Source organism: Streptomyces sp. NPDC059832 (genome assembly GCF_042731715.1).
Classification (GTDB): Bacteria; Actinomycetota; Actinomycetes; order Streptomycetales; family Streptomycetaceae; genus Streptomyces.
On sequence record NZ_JBHWIY010000044.1, the window covers coordinates 1 to 19,811 of the forward strand.

Below are 19,811 nucleotides of genomic sequence, written 5' to 3' on the forward strand. Positions count from 1 at the left end.
GCTTCGTAGCTGGTCAGGCCCTGGTCCATGAGCCGGAAGTATTCCTCCCGCTCACGGACCAGCTTCTTGCGGCCTTGGGCCACCGTCCGCACCTTACGGATCTCGAACTCCATCGCACCCCTTGAGCTGGGGTGTTGCGACGACTCCTAGAACCTAAGCACGGCGACCGGGGCCCTTTGCTGTGCTCGCCACCACGGATCCGTTGCATACCGCACATGTGGTTGTAAACCGATCGCGTCTTCATATGTGGTGATTCGTTGATCAGGCAGGGCGGGGCGGGGCATCGGGCTCCGGCCGTACATCCTGCTACGCGAAGGGCCAAAAACGTGATCAACGAGGTCGCTCGGCTCGTCCCGGCACGACATCCAGCTGCGGCGCCTCCAGCGGCACAGGAACGGCGCCCGCTCGTCGGAGTCATGGCCGCCATGGACGCCATGAACTGGCGGGAGTTCGAGCAACACATCGCCGAACTGCTCCGCCGGGAGCTACACCGCCGACGGACGCCGACTGGTCGTCCAGTGCAAGAACTTCGCCCCGTACCGCTCTGTGTGGAGTGGTGAGATGCAGAAGTTCGTCGGCACCAAGACTCTGAACCGGGCGGACGTTGCTGTGTACGTGGCGACCTGCCCGTTCTCCCGCGAGACACCCGATATCGCGATGCAGGCCGGCGTCACCGCCGTGCACCGCGGCCTCCTGGAGGCCTGGAGCGCGGGCGCGAAGCTGCAGGTGCTCAAGTAGGAGCAGCCGGCCGGAGCGACAGAGGCCCGAAGTCGCAAGGATTGGTTGCGACTTCGGGCCCGGCTCATCGTATCGGCTAGCGCAGCTCCGCCGGCTTCGTACGGTCCTTGTCCACCTTCTCCGTACGCACCAGCTCGCCCCACACGATGTAGCGGTACTTCGACGTGTAGACCGGCGTGCAGGTCGTCAGCGTGATGTAGCGGCCGGGCTTCTCGGCGCCCGATTCCTTCGGCACGGGCTGCAGAACGTCGACGTTGTACTTCGACGTCTCGGGAAGCTCCTTGAAGACCTTGTAGACGTACCAGGTGTCCTTGGTCTCGAAGACGACCGCGTCCCCGGTCCTCACCTTGTCGATGTTGTGGAACTTGGCACCGTGCCCGTCACGGTGGGCGGCCAGGGTGAAGTTGCCCTTCTTGTCCCACGGAAGCGCCGACTTCACCGGGTCCGTGTAGTAGCCCGCGATGCCGTCGTTGAGGTTCTCGGTGTCGGTGCCCTTCTTGACCAGCACCTCGCCGTTCTTCATCGACGGGACGTGCAGGAAGCCGATGCCGTCCTTCGTGTCCAGCGCGCCCGGCCCGTCCGCCCAGCGGTCGCGGACGGTGTGGCCCTGTTTGGTGGCCTCACGATCGGCGAGCACATTCGTCCACCAGAGGGAGTAGACGACGAAGAGCCCCAGCACCAGGCCCGCGGTGATCAGCAGTTCGCCGAAGACACTGATCACGGTCGCGACGGGATGGCGGCCCCTGCGCCGGGGCGGAGGCGCGGATTCGCCGACCCGCTCTTCGTGCTCGGTCCTAGCTGTCACCGCACCCGTCCCTGTCGTGATGATGATTCAGCCCACGAGCGCGTCGGGCTTCCCCTTGCTGCGCGGTCGTTCGTCGACCATCTTGCCCCAGACGATCAAACGGTACGTACTCGTGAATTCCGGCGTACAGGTCGTCAGAGTGATGTACCGGCCCGGCCCGGTGAACCCGGATCCGCGCGGAACCGGATCGATCACCGAGACATTGGACGGCGATGTCTGCGGCAGCGTCCTCGTCGTCCTGTACGTGTAGTACGCGTCCTGTGTCTCGACCACGATCAGGTCGCCGGGGCTCAGCCGGTTGATGTAGCGGAACGGCTCGCCGTGCGTATTGCGGTGACCGGCCAGGGCGAAATTTCCCTGCTTGGCCGACGGCATCGCGGTACGGAGCGCGCCTTCGCCGTAATGACCCACCATGCCCCGGTCGAGGACCTTCTCCTTGCTGATGCCCTCGGCGATCGGAGCGACCACGTCCAGCTTGGGGATGTGGATGATGGCGAATCCCTGCCCCGCTTCGAACACACCGGGATTGCGGTCGCCCTTCGCCCAGTCGTCCTGGATCTTGTGCGTCTCCTTGCCGGCGTACTGGTCGGCGCGCACATTCGTCCACCAGAGCTGATAGGTGACGAACAGCAGCATCAACACGCCGAGCGTGATGAACAGCTCCCCGGTGACCCGGCTGGCCACCACGGCCGGGCTGTCCTTCGCCGCGCGCGCCGCACGCCGTGCCTCGACACGTGACATCGGCTTGTCGGCCTGTGCGGCGGCCGTCGCCGCGGTGTCCGGCCGCTGGTCGGCTCGGCGGCGTCCCCGCCCCTTGGCGGCGCGACGCCGTTCGGCACGGCCTCCGGTGCGCGGTTCCGGGTCGGTGTCTTCGGGGTCCGTTCCGGGTTCGGCGAAGCTCTCCACGTCGCTCGCCGGAATCGGAATCGGATTCGAGTTCGGATCTGAACCCGGCTCCGGCGGGGTGTCACCCCGGAGCCGGGGCAGATTGACCGTCTCGTCGCCGAGCGGGAAGGGAAGAGGCGCGGGCTGCGCCCGGGGCTCCGGAACGGGCACCTGCGCAGGCGCCTGCGCGGGCGCCTGCTGCCCGTACCAGTCCCGTTCGAACCCCTTGGGGTCGTACCACTCCCGCGGAGCTCCCCCGGGGCTCTGCACCCCATGTGGCGCCTGCGCCTGCTCCTGGGCCCGAGACGCTGCCCGTGCCTGCGGGTCCGGGGCCCGGTGCTGTCCTTGTCCCGCTCCCGGTGGCTCGGCCGCCTCCGCCGCCTCAGCCGGGTTCCCCGCCCTGAACCACGGCGAGGCGTGCCGCCCCGGCAGCGGATCGTTCAACGGGTCCGCCAGCCGGTCGACCGCCGCCTCGAACGCGCCTGCGGCCTCGTACGCTCCTTGCTCGTACGGGCCGTCCTCTCCGGCGTCGGGTTCGGGGCGGAGTGCGGTCACGCGACGGCCTTGCCCACCACCGGCGCGAGCCCCGCCGACCTTGCGACGGCTCCGGTGTCACCGCACTGCGCCAGCCAGTTGGCCAGCATCAGATGCCCGTACTCGGTCAGCACCGACTCCGGATGGAACTGCACGCCCTCCACCAGCAGTTCACGGTGGCGCAGCCCCATGATGATGCCGTCGGCGGTCCGCGCCGTCACCTCCAGCTCCGCCGGGACGGTGTCCGGTTCGGCGGCGAGCGAGTGGTAACGGGTCGCGGTGAAGGGGGACGGCAGGCCGGCGAAGACCCCCGCTCCCTCATGGGTCACCGGCGAGGTCTTGCCGTGCAGCAGCTCCGGGGCACGGTCCACCACACCGCCGTACGCCACCGCCATCGACTGCATGCCCAGGCAGACTCCGAAGACCGGCACGCCCGTCGCCGCGCAGTGGCGCACCATCTCGACGCAGACGCCCGCCTGCTCCGGAGTGCCGGGACCGGGCGACAGCAGAACGCCGTCGAAGCCGTCCTGGGCGTGTGCCGTGGTCACCTCGTCGTTGCGCAGCACTTCGCATTCGGCGCCGAGCTGGTAGAGGTACTGGACGAGGTTGAAGACAAAGCTGTCGTAGTTGTCCACGACAAGGATGCGGGCACTCACTGGCCGGCCTCCGTCCCGGTCGAGCCGTCGACCGTCACATCACCGAACGGAAGCAGCGGTTCCGCCCAGGGGAAGACGTACTGGAAGAGCGCGTAGACGACAGCCAGCACCAACACGAGCGAGATGAGCGCACGCACCCATGCGTTGCCCGGCAGATGCCGCCAGATCCAGCCGTACATGCTGTCCCCTCCATTCGGTACGGGACCAGACTAAAGGGCCGGGGCAGAAGCGTGGGTCAGCTGTGGAAAGCTGCCGGCTTGCCTTCGGTCACAGGCTGGGTGGCATCGAGGTGCGCCCAGGCGATCAGCCGGTGGCTGCTGCCCCATTCGGGGTCGCAGGTGGTCAGCGTCAGATAGCGGCCCGGCCCGTCGAAGCCTGACTTCCGGGGGACGGGGTCGATGACCCCGATGTCGCTCGGGACCGTCCGGTAGGGCTTCTTGTCGATGCGGTACGTGAACCACGTCGTCCCGTCCGTCAGCACCACCGCGTCTCCCGGGCGCAGCTTCGGGAAGTCCTTGAACGGATCCCCGTAGGTACGGCGGTGTCCGGCCACCGCGAAATTGCCGCTCGCACCGAGGCGGGCGGTCCCCGCGTAGTGGCCGAGGCCCTTCTGCAAGGTCCTTACCTCGGTGTTCTCCAGGACGGGCCACTCCCAGCCCTTGCCGAAGCGGGGTATGTACAGCATCGCGAACGGCTTGCCGTCCTGGTACGCGGCGGGGGCGGGAGGCTCCTTCGGTGCCTTCGAGGACTTCGATGCCTTCGACGTCGGGGAGGCCTGCGGCGCGGGTGCGGACACCGTCCCCTGTGCCCACCGGCTGCGCAGGGAGTCGATCTGCCCCTCGGCCGCGTCGGCCGCCTTCACTCCGGTCCAGAACAGCACGTACACCACAAAGAGCACGATCAGGGCGCCGATGGTGATGCAGAGTTCGCTGAACGTCCTGACGATCAGTCGCACCGACACCTGGCCGGCCTCCCCACAGCCGCTCGCTACTTCACGGGCTCCGCATAGTGGAGGTCCACTGTGCCCGAGTAGCCGGGAAGAGTCACCGCCTCGTGCTCGTCGACTTTCCAGCCGAGCCCGTACGCCTTCACGTACAGCAGGTAGTTGCTGATCGCCGGGGAATTGTTGAGCGCCTGCTTGAGCTTGCCCGGGTCGCCGACCGCGGTGATCTTGTAGGGCGGGGAGTAGACCCGGCCCTGGAGAATCAGGGTGTTGCCGACGCAGCGCACCGCGCTGGTGGAGATCAGCCGCTGGTCCATGACCTGGATGCCCCGGGCCCCGCCCTGCCAGAGGGCATTGACGACCGCCTGCAGGTCCTGCTGGTGAATGACCAGGTCATTGGGTTGCGGGTCGGGGTAGCCGGGGTTGGCGGTGGCATTGGGCGGGGCGTCATTGAGAGTGACGCTCACCGACCGGCCGGTGAGCTTCGTCGTGCCGCCGGCCCGCTCCAGCTCCTTGAGCCGGGTGTCCTCCGCCTTGGTGCTGCCGTCGTCGCGGCGGACGAGGGCGTCGATGTCCTCGCGCACGGCCGCGTTGGTCTCGTCCAGCTGGGCGTTCTTGTTGCTGCGCTGCTGAATGAGGTCGGAGAGCTTCAGCAGCGAGGAGTCGGTGCGGATATTGGTGCCCTTGGCCGTGTTGGCGCTGGTGACGAAGATCAGTCCGGCGAGGGCGAAGACGGCAGCGGTGAGCACGCGGGCCGGGTGCCGGAAGGTGCGCCGGACCGGGCCTTGGGGGGAGTCGGCAGAATTGCTCAACGTACCCTTATCTCCTTCGGCGCCAGGGAAGCACTACGCTAACGGACGCCCGGGGGAGGCAGTATTCCCCCTCGAGCCCCGCCCCGGCGCCAGCCACAGTTCCCTGCGCGGTCACGCAGCGCATCGACAGGAGAGTTCCTCGTGCCGAAGTCACGTATCCGCAAGAAGGCCGACTTCACGCCTCCTCCGGCGAAGCAGGCAACCAACATAAAGCTGACCAGCCGCAGCTGGGTGGCGCCGGTGATGCTGGCGCTCTTCCTGATCGGTCTGGCCTGGATCGTCGTTTTCTATGTGACCGACGGCGATCTGCCCATCAAGGACCTGGGGAACTGGAACATCGTCGTCGGCTTCGGCTTCATCGCCGGCGGCTTCGGTGTCTCCACGCAGTGGAAGTAGCACCGCAGCAGCAGTAGCACCGCGGCGGAGCAGAACCGCGGCGCTCCTGGTGGCACAGCGGGGCCCCGTCCCGCAAGCCTTGCCCCAAGTTACCCACAGCGTTATCCACAGGCGGGGGAAAAGGTCAGACGATCTGTGGATAACTCCCTGGCGGTTGACGCCGATGTGACTGCAGTCTCCCCTATCGGGGGATGGCACGCCCCTTGTCCTGACTGGAAAAACCCAGCTCAGCGACAAGGGGCACAGTTGTTCCCACAGAATGCACAAGATCCGGCACCCGCTGTGGACAACTACGACTGTGGACAACCGTGGACAACCGACCCGGGTGCCACGTCCGCTCAGGTCAGCGCGGCAGTTCTGGCGACGACGACGAAAATCACGGCCGCCAGGACCAGGGCACACGTGCCGTACTGCACCAGCGCGCGCCGCTCGCGAGGTGCGTGGACCATGCCGATCGCGATCAGCGTGCCCGCGATCAGGCCGCCGACATGTGCCTGCCAGGCGATTCCGCCCCAGGGGTTGAAGGTGATGACCAGGTTCACCGCGAGGAGCGCGAGAACCGGACGCATGTCGTAGTTGAGCCGGCGCAGGAGCACGGCGGTGGCGCCCAGCAGCCCGAAGATCGCCCCGGAGGCTCCGAGCGAACCCTGCACGGGCACGGAGAGCCAGTAGGTGAGGGCACTGCCGGCCAGGCCGGAGATCATGTAGAGCGTGAGGTAGCGGGCACGGCCGAGCGCCGATTCCAGCGGCCCGCCCAGCCACCACAGCCCCAGCATGTTGAACGCGATGTGCCACACCTCCTGGTGCAGGAACATCGACGTCACCAGCCGGTACCACTGGCCCTCCGCGACGCCTTCGAGCGGACCGCCGTAGTGGATCGTGGCGCGGCCGATCAGCATCAGCTCGTCGACCAGCGCGGTGCCCCTCGCCAGCACTGCGATGTACACGGCGACATTGATACCGAGAAGGACCTTGGTGACGAGGCGGGGATCGGCGGTGACGCTGCCGCCCGCGACAGTGCGCGGCTGATTGGCGGCCGGTCCGTGTCCCGTACCCGATCCCCGGCGGACGCAGTCCGGGCACTGGAAGCCCACCGAGGCGGAGATCATGCACTCGGGGCAGATCGGGCGCTCGCAGCGGGTGCAGCGGATGTTCGCTTCGCGACCGGGGTGGCGGTAGCAGCTGAGCGAGCCGCCCGCGGCGGCGGACTGGTCCGTGCCTCCCGGCGGCTGCTGGTCCATCGGTCCCATCACTTCCCGGTCCCTTCGGTCCTCGTCATGGCGGGCACGGCACGCACAACGCCGCCCTGCTCGTCCGCTATGTATCAGTACGGACGGGCAGGGCGGTTGGTTCCCGAACGGGCAATCAGTGTGTGATCAGTCGATGACCACAGGTGATCAACGAGCCCTCAGCTGATCAGCTGGTCCTCAACCGATCAATGGGTCCTCAGGTGATCAGCGGGTCCCGATGACTCAACGGGTCTCGATGACGACCGACTCGATCACGACGTCCTGCACCGGGCGGTCCGTGCGGGCGTTGGTCTGGGTGGCGGCGATGGCGTCCACGACCTTCTTGCTGGCGGAGTCGGTGACCTCGCCGAAGATGGTGTGCTTGCCGGTCAGCCAGGCGGTCGGCGAAACGGTCACGAAGAACTGCGAGCCATTGGTGCCCGGACCGGCGTTGGCCATGGCCAGCAGGTACGGCTTGGTGAAGGCGAGGTCGGGGTGGAACTCGTCCGCGAACTCATACCCCGGGCCACCGGTGCCGTTGCCGAGCGGGTCGCCGCCCTGGATCATGAAGCCGCTGATGACCCGGTGGAAGACGGTGCCGTCGTACAGCTTGTCCGTCGACTTCTTACCGGTCTCGGGGTGCGTCCACTCACGCTCGCCCTTGGCGAGCTCGACGAAGTTCTTGACCGTCTTGGGCGCGTGGTTCGGCAGAAGCCGGATCTCGATGTCGCCCTGGTTGGTCTTCAAGGTGGCGTAAAGCTCCTCGGCCACGATCTGCCTTCCGTAAGTCTTCGGTGATGTTGAGTCCTCAGTGACGTCCACCAAGGTCTCAGTGACATTCACCAAGTCTTCAGTGACGCTCACCGATCCTCGCACGGACCGTGCGCTCCGGCGCCCGGCCGCCACCGGCGAAGGCGTGGCGCTCACCTCCCTGCCCCATTCCGCGCCCCCGTTCCGCGCCTCGCACGCCGTCGCAGTCCGCGCCCGCCCGGATCCCCGCCGGTCCGCTTCCCGTGCCGCTCCCCGCAGGAACAAATGCGGCCAAGTGCGTGACGAAGCGGCGCGGGCTGGAGCGAACCGTGGCATTGTCGTCGGCAAGCTCCCCTTGCACCGCATTGCCCGAAAGCATCACTCATGACCTGAATTACATGAATGACCCGGATGCCCGCCCCGCATGCCATACGGGACTCCGGCAGGCATGATCTCGAAATGGGTGGAAAGGCGGAGTGTCTACCCGCCACCAAGGAGGAGGATCCCGTGACCCGCATCGACAGCGTGCGCGCCGCAACCGACTCGGCGAAGGACAGCGTGCAGCACGCCGCGGAAGTGGTGGCGCCCTACGCCGACACGGCCAAGGACCAGGCCGCACATCTTGCGTACGAGGCCCGCACGCGGCTCGCGCCGAAGGTGTCCAAGGCGGCCCAGCAAGCCCGCGTCCAGTACGACGCGCATCTGGCACCACGTATCGAACTGGCCCTCACCCATGTGCCGCCCAAGGTCGACGAGGTCGGCCGGCGCGCCGCGCACCGCACCCGCCGGGCGGCCCGTACCGCCGCGGACTACACGGTGCCGCGGGTCGAGCACGCGATGGCCGTCGCCCAGCCCATGGCCGAGGAGGCCTCGGCCCGCAGCGCCGCCGCGCTGGCCGCACTGCGCGGGCAGGTCACGGCGGCGGAGATCCGGCAGCTGGCCAGGAAGCACGAGCGGCGGGCGAAGGCCGGGCGGCTGTTCAAGGGGCTCGTCGTGGTCGGCATCGTGGCGGGCGGCGCCTACGCCGCCTGGCGGTGGTGGGACAAGCAGGCCAACCCCGACTGGCTGGTCGAACCGCCCGCTGCCACGGAGGTCTCCGACCGTGCGCCGCTGACCTCGGTCGACGGCAGCGGCCCGGCTCCGCTGGACCCCGAGGTCCGGGCCAAGCAGGCCGACTCGGAGGCCGACGGATCGGACGGCCCCGAGGGTGTGGACGGCACCGGACCGGACGACCGCCGCTGAGCCGGTCCCCGAACGACGAACCCGCGCCGGAAGACATCATGGTCTCCCGGCGCGGGTTCCGTTTTCCCCACCGCCCGGCCGCCCGGCCGCATTCCCTCGCTGCCCCGCCATGCCCTCACGCCGCACACCTCGACAGCACGACAGCACGACAGCACGCAAAACCCCCTCCGACCGCGTTCGTGCCGGTCAGAGGGGGTTGATGTGTGGAGCCTAGGAGATTCGAACTCCTGACATCTGCCTTGCAAAGGCAGCGCTCTACCAACTGAGCTAAGGCCCCGAAAAACGGACAGCCCCAGACGCTTCAGCGTCCTGGCCACCGCCGCAGACCAGAGTACCGGGTACTCCCCGGAATCCTGCAAAAAAGATGGGGGCTCCCGGTCGGCGACCACTCTCCGTAAGATGCTCGACGAGGTTCGCAGCAGCGAAGCCGCAGCGAAGGGGAGACGCCATGGACGCAGCGCAGCAAGAGGCAACGGCAAGGGCCAGAGAGCTTCAGCGCAGTTGGTACGGGGAGCCTCTCGGTGCGCTCTTCCGCCGGCTGATCGATGATCTCGGCCTGAACCAGGCCCGGCTCGCCGCCGTCCTCGGGCTGTCCGCCCCCATGCTCTCCCAGCTGATGAGCGGGCAGCGGGCGAAGATCGGCAACCCCGCGGTCGTCCAGCGCGTCCAGGCGCTCCAGGAGCTGGCCGGACAGGTCGCGGACGGCAGCGTCAGCGCGGGCGAGGCCACCGACCGCATGGAAGAGATCAAGAAGTCCCAGGGCGGCTCCGTCCTCACCGGCACCGGCCAGACCTCGACCACCGGCGGCGCCCCCACCGTCCGGCGCGTGGTCCGCGAGATCCAGTCGCTGCTGCGGTCGGTCGCGGCCGCCGGTGACATCATCGATGCCGCCGACTCCCTCGCCCCGACCCACCCGGAACTGGCAGAGTTCCTCCGGGTGTACGGCGCAGGGCGCACCGCGGACGCGGTGGCGCACTACGAGGGACACCAGGGCTAGCTTTCGCTGGATCGGGCCGGGCACCACCCCCGAAGCCGGCCGTGGGCCGAAACAGGAACGCCGTGGACCGAAATAGGAACTGGGAGCGGACGCAGCACAATGGGTGAGGTCTTCGCCGGTCGGTACGAACTGATCGATCCGATCGGACGTGGTGGGGTCGGCGCCGTCTGGCGGGCCTGGGACCACCGGCGCCGCCGCTATGTGGCGGCCAAGGTCCTCCAGCAGAGCGACGCGCACACGCTGTTGCGCTTCGTCCGCGAGCAGGCGCTGCGGATCGAGCATCCGCATGTGCTCGCGCCCGCCAGTTGGGCGGCGGACGACGACAAGGTCCTGTTCACCATGGATCTGGTGAGCGGCGGTTCGCTGGCGCATGTCATCGGCGACTACGGACCGTTGCCGCCCCGTTTCGTCTGCACGCTCCTCGACCAGTTGCTGTCGGGGCTGTCCACGGTGCATGCGGAGGGTGTGGTGCACCGGGACATCAAGCCGGCCAACATCCTGATGGAGGCGACCGGTACCGGACGACCGCATCTGCGGCTGTCCGACTTCGGCATCTCCATGCGCAAGGGAGAGCCGCGCCTCACCGAGACCAACTACGTGGTGGGAACACCCGGTTATTTCGCGCCCGAGCAAATGATGGGCGCGGAACCCGATTTCCCCGCGGACCTGTTCGCGGTCGGCCTCGTCGCGCTGTATCTGCTCCAGGGCAAGAAGCCCGACGCGCAGGCGATCGTCGAGCACTTCGCCTCGTACGGCACGCCCGCCGCACCGGAGGGGATCCCCGAGCCGTTGTGGCAGGTCCTCGCGGGGTTGCTGCAACCGGATCCGCAGGCCCGGTTCCGTACGGCCACGGGTGCGCGCAAGGCGCTGACGGCCGCGGTCGAGATGCTGCCGGAGCCCGGAGCCGAGGACGAGCCGGTCGAGGTCTTCGACCAGATCGGGCCGCTGCCCCCCGGGTTCGGCCCCTCGGGACCGATCACAGCCCCCGTTCAGAACGCGCAGAACACGCAGAACGCCCAGGACGCCCAGCCGGGACAGCCGGGCCAGCCAGTCCAGCCGGACCAGCCAGCGGCCCGACAGCCCGTGCAGCAGCCGTACACCCAGCCGCCGGTGCCGATGTCGGAGACGGGCAGCTTCCACCTCCCGCCGCCTCCGCAGCAGGCCGCGCCGTCACCCCAGCAGGCTCAGCCGGTCACGCCGCACTCTCCACTCCCGGCGCACACGGCGCACGCGGCGACCCCGTACGCCGCTCCCGCTCCCGGTCCCGCGCCGGATCCCTCACAGGCGCCCACGTCCGCCGTGCAGCACGAACCGGCTCTCACCCGCGCGTACACCGTCGGGCAGCCGCGGACTCCCGCGCCCGGCGCGGAGGTTCCCCCGCACGGCCCGGCGGTCGCTCCGGCGCGCGCCCCACAGAGACGTCCGGGACCGTCCCCGAAGGTGGCGGTCCCGGTGCTGCTGGTGGCGCTGATCTGTTTCGCGGTGGGCATCTGGGCGCTGACCCAGAGCTGAGCCCGGTCGCCCGAGCCCCTGCTGCACGGGGCTCGGGTTCCGGCCCGGCTACCGGGCCTGCGGCGGGCCTCCGTACGACTGCTCGCCGCCGGACGGTCCGGCCGGGGCGGTGCTCGCGCGGCGCCGGGCCAGCAGCGTCCACACCCCGAGCCCGAGCACCAGCACCGAACCCGCGCCGATCCCGGCCGCGCCGACCGTCTTCATCGTGTCGCTCCTGGCCGCCTGCGGGCCGCTCTGGCCGCTCTTCGCCATGTCCTTGTCGTCCTGCGTGACCAAGAAGTCCCCGGCGTCCCCCGTGTACGGCGAATTCCGCGCCTTCCCCTCGACCTTGACCTTGAGGGTCAGCGGAATCGCCTTGTCGCCGTACGACTTCGCAATCGCCGGGCTGAGCGTCACCGACAGGTAGTACCAGCCGGCGAACCGCATCGCGCTGACGCTGCCCGTGGAGTCGTAGCGGTTCTCGTACGCCACCGGGGGCAGCGGATCCAGCGACACGGACGCGGGCTTGCCGGAGTACGACAGCGGCGTCGCGGAGTCGACGTGGCCGTGCGCCGGATTGTCCAGGGACATCGCGAGGGCGTTGCCGATGAATTCGTCCGAGGCGTTGTTGTTGCTCAGGTCCGCGGTGGCGAAGATCTGCTGGCCCCAGTCCACCGGCACCCGGTAGAAGAGGGTCTGCCCCGGCTTGATGCCGCCCTTTTCCTGCCACTCACCGGTCTCCAGACCGGTCGCGTCGTAGTAGCTGGTGCCGCCCGACCGCTTCTGCGGGGCGGTCGTGGGCGGCGTGGGCGAGGCGGACGGCCAGTCCTCCGGCGCTTCGGTCGGCATCGAACCGGCCGACTTCAGCTGCGGCTCCGACTCGTAGCGCAGCTCCAGGTCCCACTCGTCGGGCGCCGAGGTCTCCTTGCTCTCCCGCTCGATCAGGACGTTGTACGTACCGGCCTCCTGGCAGGTGCTGCTGTCCTTCTGCATGATCCGGTAGGCGTACGTGGCGATCGGACGCGGGAACTCCGCCGACTCGAACCGCGCGTCATCCGAACTGCACTGCATGTCCGTGCTGTCGCGGATGCTGACCGTAATGCCGTCCCCGTAGGCGACCTGGCCGCCGCCCCTGGGCACGGCCACCGCCGAGACGTACGCGTTCGTCCTCGCGTCGAGGTTGAGGCGGTAGTAGAGCTTCTCGCCGGGCTTGATCGAGCTCTTGTAGACCGATCCGGGTGTCAGCGCCGACGCCTCGGTGCTGACCTCCGTGCCGACGACCTTCTCCGCCCCGGGGTCGAAGGTGTACGCGGCGGGCTCCCCGGCCGCGAACGCCTGCCCCGGCAGCGCCGCCGCCGCGCACATCGCCGCGACCGCGGCCAGCGCCACCCGGCCCCTGTTGCGCTGCCTCATCACGCGCTTCCCCTCGTCGTCTGTGCGGCCCGCCCGCGACGCCCGCGTACGAACACGAGCCCCGCGATCACCACCACCACGGCGCCCGCCCCGGCAGCGGCCGCAATGCCGGTCCATCCTGCCCCGCCCGTACCGCTGCTGTCTTCGGCCCTGCTCGAATTGCCCTTCTTGTCCGCGTTCTTGGCGGCAGCGGGAGCATGGTGCTCGGGGCCGGCCAGCTCGTTGCCGAGGACCGACACCCGCAGCACCACACCGATCTGCGGGTTCTCCGCGATGTCCGCGGCCCGCGCCCCCAGCGTCACCGAGATGTAGAAGTCGCCCCCGGCGTGCACGGGCCGGACATGGGTGCCGTTCTCGTAGCGATTGGTCCAGGCGACCGGCACACCGCCCATCCGGACCGCCGAAGGGCGGCCGCCGTACAGGGTCGTCGGGGTGAACTCGCCGCCTCCGGTGAGCGGGAACCGGGCGGGTGTGAAGAGCTGCGTCGCTCCGTACGAGTACGTGGATCCGCCGCGCTCCACCGTGGGTTCGTTCGCGAACTCCACGTCGTAGCGCACCTGCTGGCCCCAGCCGGCCGGGACCTTGTACCAGAGGGTCTGCGACGGAAGGATCCGGTCGCGCCACACACCCGGGGCGATCTTCCCGGCATCGTTGAAGCCGGTGCCGCCCCGTACGTCGCGGGGGTCGCCGGAGGGTGGCACGGCGTCCTCGCCGCCCCCGCCGTACTCCGGCTGCGACTGGGCGGGCGTGACGCCCTTCGGCAGCGGCGCCTCCACCCCGTGGACGAGTTCGAGCGGCCAACGCGCCGCGTCGGAGCCCTTCTTGCTCTCCCGCTCGACCACCAGCCAGTACCGGCCCGCCCGGTCGCAGGGACCGGTGCCCCGCGCGGTGGGGATACGGGCGATCGCCGAGGTCAGCGGGGTCGCGCCCTCCTTCTGGGAGAAGTGCGCGGTCTCCGACCCGCAGGAACCGCCGGCGCCGTACGCGATGCCGGTGCGCAGCGCGTCGAAGGTGTCGACGGCCGCCCCGGGCTGCGGCACGGCCGTGGCCGAGAAGTCCGCCGTCGAGGCGGCGTCCAGGTCGACGGCGTAGTACCGCTTCTCACCCGGCCCGATGGTGTCGAGATACTGCCCGGCTCCGAGCACGGGCGCCCCCGCGCTCGTCGCCGTGCCCGCGATCCGCTCGCCCCGGAACCGGTAGCCGTCCGCGGAGAGTTGGGACGCCCGCTGCAACTGCCTGGCCAGCGAATCGGCGTCCGGTGCGTCGTAGTAGCGGCCGTTGCCCGCCGCCGCGACGCATTCGAGCTGCTCGCGGGCCGCGCCCCTCACCTGGAAGCCCACGGTGTCGATCCGCAGCCCGATCTCCTCCTTGCCGAGCTGCTCGGCGACCTCGCAGGGCCGTGGCGTACCGCAGTTGTCCTCGCCGTCGGAGACCAGCAGGATCGTGCGCGTACCGATGGCGCCGCCCGACGGCCGCGGAAGGTCCTCGGCGGCCTTCCGCAGCGACAGGCCGATGAGAGTGTCGCCCCTGGGCCGTACGGCCGCCACGGCGCGCTTCACGGCCGCCCGGTCGAGCCCGCGCACCGGCCTCACCAGCCTGGTGTCCGCGCAGCCCCGGGTGCGGTCGGCGCCGTACACCCGCAGTCCGGTCGGATACCCGTCGGGAAGGCCGTCGACGACGGTCCCGACGGCCGTACGGGCACTCTCCATCCGGGTGTGCCCCGTCCCGTCGTCGTCCGCCATGGAGCCGGACGAGTCGAGGACCATGACCAGGCTGCCGTTCGAGCCGGCTCCGGATGCTCCGGATGCTCCGGGCGCGGTGTCCGCGGGCGCCGCCACGGCCGGCATCGCGCACGCCAGCAGGGCGAGCAGCGCCCCGCCGGTCCATGCCCCCGCGCCTGCGGTACGGCGATGGTGGTCCCGTGCCTTCACCCGTGCCCCCTCGACCAAAACCCGGCTGTTTTGCTCAAGCAACGTATTGATTTGCTCGGGTGAACTCAAGAGCACGGTCGTCACGGTCCCGCAACAGCACGAAGCCCCGGCCGCTCAGCGACCGGGGCTCGCAATCAGGCTGTTCTGTCTCACACACCCGAACCTGCGGGCACGGAGTCAGTCGCCTCCGTCCACAGATCCTGCTCGGCGCGATCCGCCTGGATCTGGCGGTACACGAGGAGCCCGCCGATGGCGGCCAGTGCGACCAGGAGAAGCTTCTTCACCGCGCGACCTCGTCTTTCCTTGACGTAGGGGACTTCTGCCGCCCGACTATACACACCGGCCGATATCAACCGGTGACCTGCCTGCGACCCAACTGGCACCCCGGGAAAAGCGATCGTCCGAGGATCGTTCCGCCCGGCGGATCCGGCCCCGTCCCGCGGCCCGGAACAAGCCCGTCAGGACCGGTTGAACCATACGAGTGGTGTTCATCCGAAGATCGGCGGATCGGTGGCGTCGGTCCATGAAATCGCGAGCCACATCCACATCATCGGAAAGGTAAGCAAACCGGACCACCCGAAAGCGAGGGGCCATGAGCACCTTCAAGCCCAAGAGCATCTGGACCGCCTTCGTCACCGCCTTCTTCGCACTGCTCGCCGCGCTGGGGCTCATGAGCACCCCGGCGGCGGCCACGGAGCAGAGCGCCGCGGAGCCGACCACCACGACCCAGAAGCACATGGGTGCGACCGCGGCAACCGCGACCACCCCGTCGGTGCGATGGACCCTTCCGCGTGACAGGGCGCTGCCACCCACGATGAAGCAGCGCATCCGCGCCGAGGCACACGGCTCCTCACCCGCGACCCGTCAGCTGTCCGTCGACAACACGGCCACCGACACCAGGAACGCCGTCCGCAGCCCCCACGGGGCCCCGGCGGGGGACGCGTCCCTCCTTCCGCCCTGAGAGCCGCTCAACTGACGCACTGAGCCCCCGGACCGGTTCACACCGGACGGGGGCTTCTCCGTGCCCTCCAGCGGCTCTCCCGCCTACTGGAGCCAGCGTTGCGCCGCCTCGACGCTGTCCCCCGCGTTGGTGTTGAACGCGATGGCGGCCCCCGGCGCATGGCGGCGGATCAGATTCACGATCCGCTCGAAGAGCGGGAGCAACTGCTCGGTCTTGCGGATCCCGCCCCCGACGACGACCACGTCCCACGGACGCTCGGCCAGCGACGCGACGATCGCGGGCTCGGCGGACTCGTCGAAGACGACCAGCGTCATGGCCACTTCGATACCGAGCTCGCCGAACCGCCTCACCTCCTCGGCGAGGGTCGCGCGAACGACCTCCGCGTCGACGCCGGGCAGTGCCTGCGGGTCGTAACCGACAACAAGTACGGAAGACATGCGGCCAACCTACTGACGCCGGCCGCACACATCAGCCGCACACATCAGCCGTACATGCCGAAGGCCCCCCACCGTTTCCGGTGAGGGGCCTTCGTACTGGTGGGGCTAACAGGATTTGAACCTGTGGCCTCATCCTTATCAGGGATGCGCTCTAACCAACTGAGCTATAGCCCCGCCGCGCTCTGCGCTGACTTCTGAAGATTAGCGCACGTCGGGGCCAGTCCCAAAATCGATACCCGGCGCCCTACTCGTCCTCGGCCAGCGTGAGCTCGATACCGCCCACGAAACCCGCCGACAAGTTGTAGATGAAGGAGCCCAGCGTCGCCAGCGCGGTCGCCAGAACCACGTCGATCACCGCGATGACCGAGGTGAAGATGAGAACCCTCGGCAGCGACAGGAACGACTGGAGATCGAAGCCGTTGCTGTCGTTCGACCCGGTGGCCTCACTGATCGTGCCGCCCACGGTCTCGAAGACGCCCATCGCGTCCATCACCATCCACAGCACCGCGGAAGCCACCACCGTGCAGATGCCGAGCGCGATGGAGAGCAGGAAGCTGACCTTCATCACCGACCACGGATCGGCCTTGGCCACCCGCAGCCGCGCCTTGCGGGTACGCGGAGTCGTCCGCGCCCCTGTCCTCGGCCGCCGGGCCGCCTGCGCGGCGCCGGCGCCCTGCGTGCCGTGCGGCCGGCCGCCCTGGGTCCCGCCGGCGGGCGAGGGATACGCCTGCGGCGGGTGGTACGGCCCGCTCGCCTGCCCCGGTGCGGGCTCGCGCTCACCGGGCAACGGCCCGGTCGCATAGCCCTCGTACTGGGGCTGAGGCCCCCGGGTGTCCGTCACAGTGCCCCCTTGGGAGTCCGTGGCAGGGCCACGGGCACCGTTCGCTCCTGCTCCGGAAGCGGCCGAACCGGCGCCCGTGGCTCCACTCACGCTCTACTCCTCGTGCTCCCCGGCCGAAGGCGAGGTGCCTTCGACATTGCCCTCGACCGTGCTCTCGGCACCCTCCGCCGTCGCGGCCTCGGCGTCCTCGGACCCCTCGACCTCTTCGGCCTCACGACCGGCTTCGGCGTTACGGGCAATACCGACGACGGCATCGCGCTTGCCCAGATTGATCAGTTGAACGCCCATGGTGTCACGGCCCGTCTCCCTGACTTCATTGACTCGCGTACGAATCACACCACCGCCGAGCGTGATGGCGAGGATCTCATCCGTCTCCTCGACCACCAGCGCACCGACCAGCGAGCCCCGGTCCTCCACGATCTTGGCAGCCTTGATGCCCAGACCGCCACGGCCCTGAACCCGGTACTCGTCGACAGGAGTCCGCTTCGCGTACCCACCGTCGGTGGCAGTGAACACGAACGTACCCGGCCGGACAACATTCATCGAGAGCAGTTCGTCTCCCTCGCGGAAACTCATGCCCTTGACACCAGAGGTGGCACGGCCCATCGGGCGCAGCGCATCGTCCGTCGCGGTGAACCTGATCGACTGGGCCTTCTTGCTGATGAGCAGCAGGTCGTCCTCGGCCGAGACCAGCTCCGCGCCGATCAGCTCGTCGTCCGAGCCGTCCCCCGTCTCCCGGAGGTTGATGGCGATGACACCACCTGAACGCGGGGAGTCGTAGTCCTTCAGCGCGGTCTTCTTCACCAGACCGCCCTTCGTGGCCAGGATCAGATACGGCGCGGCCTCGTAGTCACGGATCGCCAGGATCTGGGCGATCTGCTCGTCCGGCTGGAAGGCCAGCAGATTGGCGACATGCTGACCGCGGGCGTCACGGCCGGCGTCCGGGAGCTCGTACGCCTTCGCCCGGTACACCCGGCCCTTGTTCGTGAAGAACAGCAGCCAGTGGTGCGTCGTCGACACGAAGAAGTGGTCGACGATGTCGTCTTCCTTGAGCTTCGTACCGCGCACGCCCTTGCCGCCGCGCTTCTGCGAACGGTAGTCGTCCGTCTTCGTGCGCTTCACATAGCCGCCGCGGGAGATCGTGACGACGATGTCCTCCTCGGCGATCAGGTCCTCGATGGACATGTCACCGTCGAAGGGCACCAGCTTGGAACGCCGGTCGTCGCCGAACTTGTCGACGATCGCCGCCAGCTCCTCGCTGACGATCTTCCGCTGCCGCTCCGGCGACACCAGGATCGCGTTGTACTCGTTGATCTTCGCCTGGAGCTCGTCGTGCTCGGCCGTGATCTTCTGGTGCTCCAGCGCGGCCAGCCGGCGCAGCTGCATCTCCAGGATCGCGTTCGCCTGGATCTCGTCGATCTCCAGCAGGCCCATCAGGCCCTCGCGCGCCACCTCGACCGTCTGGCTGCGCCGGATGAGCGCGATGACCTCGTCGATCGCGTCCAGCGCCTTGAGCAGGCCACGCAGGATGTGCGCCCGCTCCTCCGCCTTGCGCAGACGGAACTTCGTACGCCGGACGATGACCTCGATCTGGTGCGTCACCCAGTGACGGATGAACGCGTCGATCGAGAGGGTGCGCGGCACACCGTCGACCAGCGCCAGCATGTTGGCGCCGAAGTTGGTCTGCAGATCGGTGTGCTTGTACAGGTTGTTCAGAACGACCTTGGCGACCGCGTCCCGCTTCAGCACGACGACCAGGCGCTGACCCGTACGCGACGAGGTCTCGTCACGGACGTCCGCGATCCCGCCGACCTTGCCGTCCTTCACCAGGTCGGCGATCTTCTGCGCCAGGTTGTCGGGGTTGGTCTGGTACGGAAGCTCCGTGACGACCAGGCACTGCCGGTTCTGGATCTCCTCGACCGCGACGACCGCGCGCATCGTGATCGAGCCACGGCCGGTGCGGTACGCCTCCTCGATGCCCTTGCGGCCCACGACGAGCGCGCCCGTCGGGAAGTCCGGGCCCTTGATCCGCTCGATCAGCGCTTCCAGGAGGTCCTCCTGCGAGGCCTCCGGGTGCTCCAGGTACCACTGCGCACCGGCCGCGACCTCGCGCAGGTTGTGCGGCGGGATGTTGGTCGCCATACCGACCGCGATGCCCGCCGAACCGTTGACCAGCAGGTTCGGGAACCGCGCCGGCAGAACCGTCGGCTCCTGGTTGCGGCCGTCGTAGTTGTCCTGGAAGTCGACGGTCTCCTCGTCGATGTCCCGGACCATCTCCATGGACAGCGGCATCATCTTGCACTCGGTGTACCGCATGGCGGCGGCCGGGTCGTTGCCCGGAGAACCGAAGTTGCCGTTGGAGTCCACCAGCGGCATGCGCATCGACCACGGCTGCGCCAGACGCACCAGTGCGTCGTAGATCGACGAGTCACCGTGCGGGTGGTACGTACCCATGACGTCACCGACGACACGGGCGCACTTGTAGAAGCCCTTCTCGGGCCGGTAACCGCCGTCGTACATCGCGTACAGCACCCGGCGGTGCACGGGCTTGAGACCGTCCCGCACGTCCGGCAGCGCACGCGAGACGATGACGGACATCGCGTAGTCGAGGTAGGAGCGCTGCATCTCCGTCTCGAGCCCGACGGGCTCGACACGCATGCCCACACCGGCGGCGGGCTCCTCTTCGGGTGTCACAGGGGTGTTCTCGTCGGCCATTGCTGGTCAAAGTCCTTTCGAGCGGCGGCTTGCTG

Annotated in this window: 20 protein-coding genes and 2 tRNA genes; 6 read left to right on the forward strand and 16 right to left on the reverse strand. The window is 68.8% G+C overall.

The window, feature by feature from the left end:
• Positions 1 to 546 precede the first annotated feature (546 nt).
• Positions 547 to 738: a hypothetical protein gene (locus ACFV8T_RS40285; RefSeq protein ID WP_385337441.1), complete on the forward strand. Its 192-nt coding sequence runs from the start codon at positions 547 to 549 to the stop codon at positions 736 to 738.
• Between the two features lie 76 nt (positions 739 to 814).
• Here the strand turns inward: ACFV8T_RS40285 and ACFV8T_RS40290 are convergent, their stop codons facing one another.
• Genes ACFV8T_RS40290 through ACFV8T_RS40315 form a run of 6 tightly spaced genes read right to left on the reverse strand, consistent with a single transcriptional unit; the run spans position 815 to position 5,373 of the window.
• Entirely contained in the window at positions 815 to 1,543 is a 729-nt protein-coding gene (locus ACFV8T_RS40290) for a class E sortase (protein ID WP_385337444.1), read from the reverse strand.
• 27 nt (positions 1,544 to 1,570) lie between these two features.
• Positions 1,571 to 2,983 (reverse strand): class E sortase, encoded by a 1,413-nt coding sequence (locus ACFV8T_RS40295; protein ID WP_385337447.1) that lies wholly within the window; start codon positions 2,981 to 2,983, stop codon positions 1,571 to 1,573.
• Positions 2,980 to 3,618 (reverse strand): aminodeoxychorismate/anthranilate synthase component II, encoded by a 639-nt coding sequence (locus ACFV8T_RS40300; RefSeq protein ID WP_385337450.1) that lies wholly within the window; start codon positions 3,616 to 3,618, stop codon positions 2,980 to 2,982. Before ACFV8T_RS40300 ends, ACFV8T_RS40295 begins: the two co-directional genes overlap by 4 nt.
• On the reverse strand, positions 3,615 to 3,797 hold the full coding sequence (locus tag ACFV8T_RS40305) for a hypothetical protein (RefSeq protein WP_072487564.1): 183 nt from the start codon (positions 3,795 to 3,797) through the stop codon (positions 3,615 to 3,617). The genes ACFV8T_RS40300 and ACFV8T_RS40305 overlap by 4 nt, the downstream gene beginning before the upstream one ends.
• Before the next feature lie 56 nt (positions 3,798 to 3,853).
• The gene (locus tag ACFV8T_RS40310; RefSeq protein ID WP_385337453.1) at positions 3,854 to 4,579 is read right to left on the reverse strand and encodes a class E sortase; all 726 of its coding nucleotides are present in this window, start codon (positions 4,577 to 4,579) and stop codon (positions 3,854 to 3,856) included.
• A gap of 26 nt (positions 4,580 to 4,605) precedes the next feature.
• Positions 4,606 to 5,373 carry a DUF881 domain-containing protein gene (locus ACFV8T_RS40315; RefSeq protein ID WP_385337456.1) on the reverse strand — a complete coding sequence of 256 codons (768 nt, stop codon included), beginning with the start codon at positions 5,371 to 5,373 and terminating at the stop codon, positions 4,606 to 4,608.
• A 141-nt stretch (positions 5,374 to 5,514) separates the two neighbouring features.
• Here ACFV8T_RS40315 and crgA point away from each other — a divergent pair, with 141 nt between their 5' ends.
• Positions 5,515 to 5,769 carry a cell division protein CrgA gene (crgA, locus tag ACFV8T_RS40320; protein ID WP_093548084.1) on the forward strand — a complete coding sequence of 85 codons (255 nt, stop codon included), beginning with the start codon at positions 5,515 to 5,517 and terminating at the stop codon, positions 5,767 to 5,769.
• Between the two features lie 338 nt (positions 5,770 to 6,107).
• Here crgA and ACFV8T_RS40325 read toward each other — a convergent pair whose 3' ends face one another.
• Together ACFV8T_RS40325 and ACFV8T_RS40330 are read right to left on the reverse strand one after the other, a co-directional pair.
• Positions 6,108 to 7,010 (reverse strand): rhomboid family intramembrane serine protease, encoded by a 903-nt coding sequence (locus ACFV8T_RS40325; RefSeq protein ID WP_385337522.1) that lies wholly within the window; start codon positions 7,008 to 7,010, stop codon positions 6,108 to 6,110.
• A 231-nt stretch (positions 7,011 to 7,241) separates the two neighbouring features.
• A complete protein-coding gene (locus tag ACFV8T_RS40330) occupies positions 7,242 to 7,769 on the reverse strand; it encodes a peptidylprolyl isomerase (protein WP_385337459.1) in 528 nt (175 codons plus the stop codon).
• A 486-nt stretch (positions 7,770 to 8,255) separates the two neighbouring features.
• Here ACFV8T_RS40330 and ACFV8T_RS40335 point away from each other — a divergent pair, with 486 nt between their 5' ends.
• The gene (locus tag ACFV8T_RS40335; protein WP_385337462.1) at positions 8,256 to 8,990 is read left to right on the forward strand and encodes a DUF5324 family protein; all 735 of its coding nucleotides are present in this window, start codon (positions 8,256 to 8,258) and stop codon (positions 8,988 to 8,990) included.
• A gap of 204 nt (positions 8,991 to 9,194) precedes the next feature.
• On the opposite strand, the gene ACFV8T_RS40340 is transcribed toward ACFV8T_RS40335, so the two are convergent.
• Positions 9,195 to 9,267: transfer RNA gene (locus tag ACFV8T_RS40340), tRNA-Ala, on the reverse strand.
• 171 nt (positions 9,268 to 9,438) lie between these two features.
• Here ACFV8T_RS40340 and ACFV8T_RS40345 point away from each other — a divergent pair.
• Positions 9,439 to 9,987: a DNA-binding protein gene (locus ACFV8T_RS40345; RefSeq protein WP_266416858.1), complete on the forward strand. Its 549-nt coding sequence runs from the start codon at positions 9,439 to 9,441 to the stop codon at positions 9,985 to 9,987.
• 99 nt (positions 9,988 to 10,086) lie between these two features.
• Positions 10,087 to 11,499 carry a serine/threonine protein kinase gene (locus tag ACFV8T_RS40350; RefSeq protein WP_385337465.1) on the forward strand — a complete coding sequence of 471 codons (1,413 nt, stop codon included), beginning with the start codon at positions 10,087 to 10,089 and terminating at the stop codon, positions 11,497 to 11,499.
• 48 nt (positions 11,500 to 11,547) lie between these two features.
• Here the strand turns inward: ACFV8T_RS40350 and ACFV8T_RS40355 are convergent, their stop codons facing one another.
• From ACFV8T_RS40355 to ACFV8T_RS40365, 3 genes are all read right to left on the reverse strand, one after another.
• On the reverse strand, positions 11,548 to 12,891 hold the full coding sequence (locus ACFV8T_RS40355) for a hypothetical protein (RefSeq protein ID WP_385337467.1): 1,344 nt from the start codon (positions 12,889 to 12,891) through the stop codon (positions 11,548 to 11,550).
• Positions 12,891 to 14,738 (reverse strand): VWA domain-containing protein, encoded by a 1,848-nt coding sequence (locus tag ACFV8T_RS40360; RefSeq protein ID WP_385337525.1) that lies wholly within the window; start codon positions 14,736 to 14,738, stop codon positions 12,891 to 12,893. Before ACFV8T_RS40360 ends, ACFV8T_RS40355 begins: the two co-directional genes overlap by 1 nt.
• Positions 14,739 to 14,971: 233 nt before the next feature.
• Positions 14,972 to 15,106: a DLW-39 family protein gene (locus ACFV8T_RS40365; protein ID WP_003958712.1), complete on the reverse strand. Its 135-nt coding sequence runs from the start codon at positions 15,104 to 15,106 to the stop codon at positions 14,972 to 14,974.
• 308 nt (positions 15,107 to 15,414) lie between these two features.
• On the opposite strand from ACFV8T_RS40365, the gene ACFV8T_RS40370 reads away from it, so the two are divergent.
• A complete protein-coding gene (locus ACFV8T_RS40370) occupies positions 15,415 to 15,783 on the forward strand; it encodes a DUF6344 domain-containing protein (RefSeq protein WP_385337470.1) in 369 nt (122 codons plus the stop codon).
• An 83-nt stretch (positions 15,784 to 15,866) separates the two neighbouring features.
• Here the strand turns inward: ACFV8T_RS40370 and ACFV8T_RS40375 are convergent, their stop codons facing one another.
• The 4 genes from ACFV8T_RS40375 to gyrA all read right to left on the reverse strand — a co-directional run bounded on the left by ACFV8T_RS40375 (position 15,867) and on the right by gyrA (position 19,776).
• Positions 15,867 to 16,220, reverse strand: a complete 354-nt coding sequence (locus tag ACFV8T_RS40375; protein ID WP_385337473.1) for a hypothetical protein — start codon at positions 16,218 to 16,220, stop codon at positions 15,867 to 15,869.
• Positions 16,221 to 16,317: 97 nt separating this feature from the next.
• Positions 16,318 to 16,394 (reverse strand) — tRNA-Ile (locus tag ACFV8T_RS40380).
• A 70-nt stretch (positions 16,395 to 16,464) separates the two neighbouring features.
• On the reverse strand, positions 16,465 to 17,061 hold the full coding sequence (locus ACFV8T_RS40385; protein WP_385337477.1) for a DUF3566 domain-containing protein: 597 nt from the start codon (positions 17,059 to 17,061) through the stop codon (positions 16,465 to 16,467).
• Between the two features lie 93 nt (positions 17,062 to 17,154).
• Positions 17,155 to 19,776 carry a DNA gyrase subunit A gene (gene gyrA / locus ACFV8T_RS40390; protein WP_266416845.1) on the reverse strand — a complete coding sequence of 874 codons (2,622 nt, stop codon included), beginning with the start codon at positions 19,774 to 19,776 and terminating at the stop codon, positions 17,155 to 17,157.
• Between the last annotated feature and the right edge of the window lie 35 nt (positions 19,777 to 19,811).

Coding starts and splice junctions, on each gene's coding strand:
- ACFV8T_RS40375 (WP_385337473.1), bottom strand. CDS start 16,220: ATGTCTTCCGTACTTGTTGTCGGTTACGACCCGCAGGCACTGCCCGGC.
- ACFV8T_RS40360 (WP_385337525.1), bottom strand. CDS start 14,738: ATGCCGGCCGTGGCGGCGCCCGCGGACACCGCGCCCGGAGCATCCGGA.
- ACFV8T_RS40370 (WP_385337470.1), top strand. CDS start 15,415: ATGAGCACCTTCAAGCCCAAGAGCATCTGGACCGCCTTCGTCACCGCC.
- gyrA (WP_266416845.1), bottom strand. CDS start 19,776: ATGGCCGACGAGAACACCCCTGTGACACCCGAAGAGGAGCCCGCCGCC.
- ACFV8T_RS40345 (WP_266416858.1), top strand. CDS start 9,439: ATGGACGCAGCGCAGCAAGAGGCAACGGCAAGGGCCAGAGAGCTTCAG.
- ACFV8T_RS40355 (WP_385337467.1), bottom strand. CDS start 12,891: ATGAGGCAGCGCAACAGGGGCCGGGTGGCGCTGGCCGCGGTCGCGGCG.
- ACFV8T_RS40350 (WP_385337465.1), top strand. CDS start 10,087: ATGGGTGAGGTCTTCGCCGGTCGGTACGAACTGATCGATCCGATCGGA.
- ACFV8T_RS40325 (WP_385337522.1), bottom strand. CDS start 7,010: ATGGACCAGCAGCCGCCGGGAGGCACGGACCAGTCCGCCGCCGCGGGC.
- ACFV8T_RS40305 (WP_072487564.1), bottom strand. CDS start 3,797: ATGTACGGCTGGATCTGGCGGCATCTGCCGGGCAACGCATGGGTGCGT.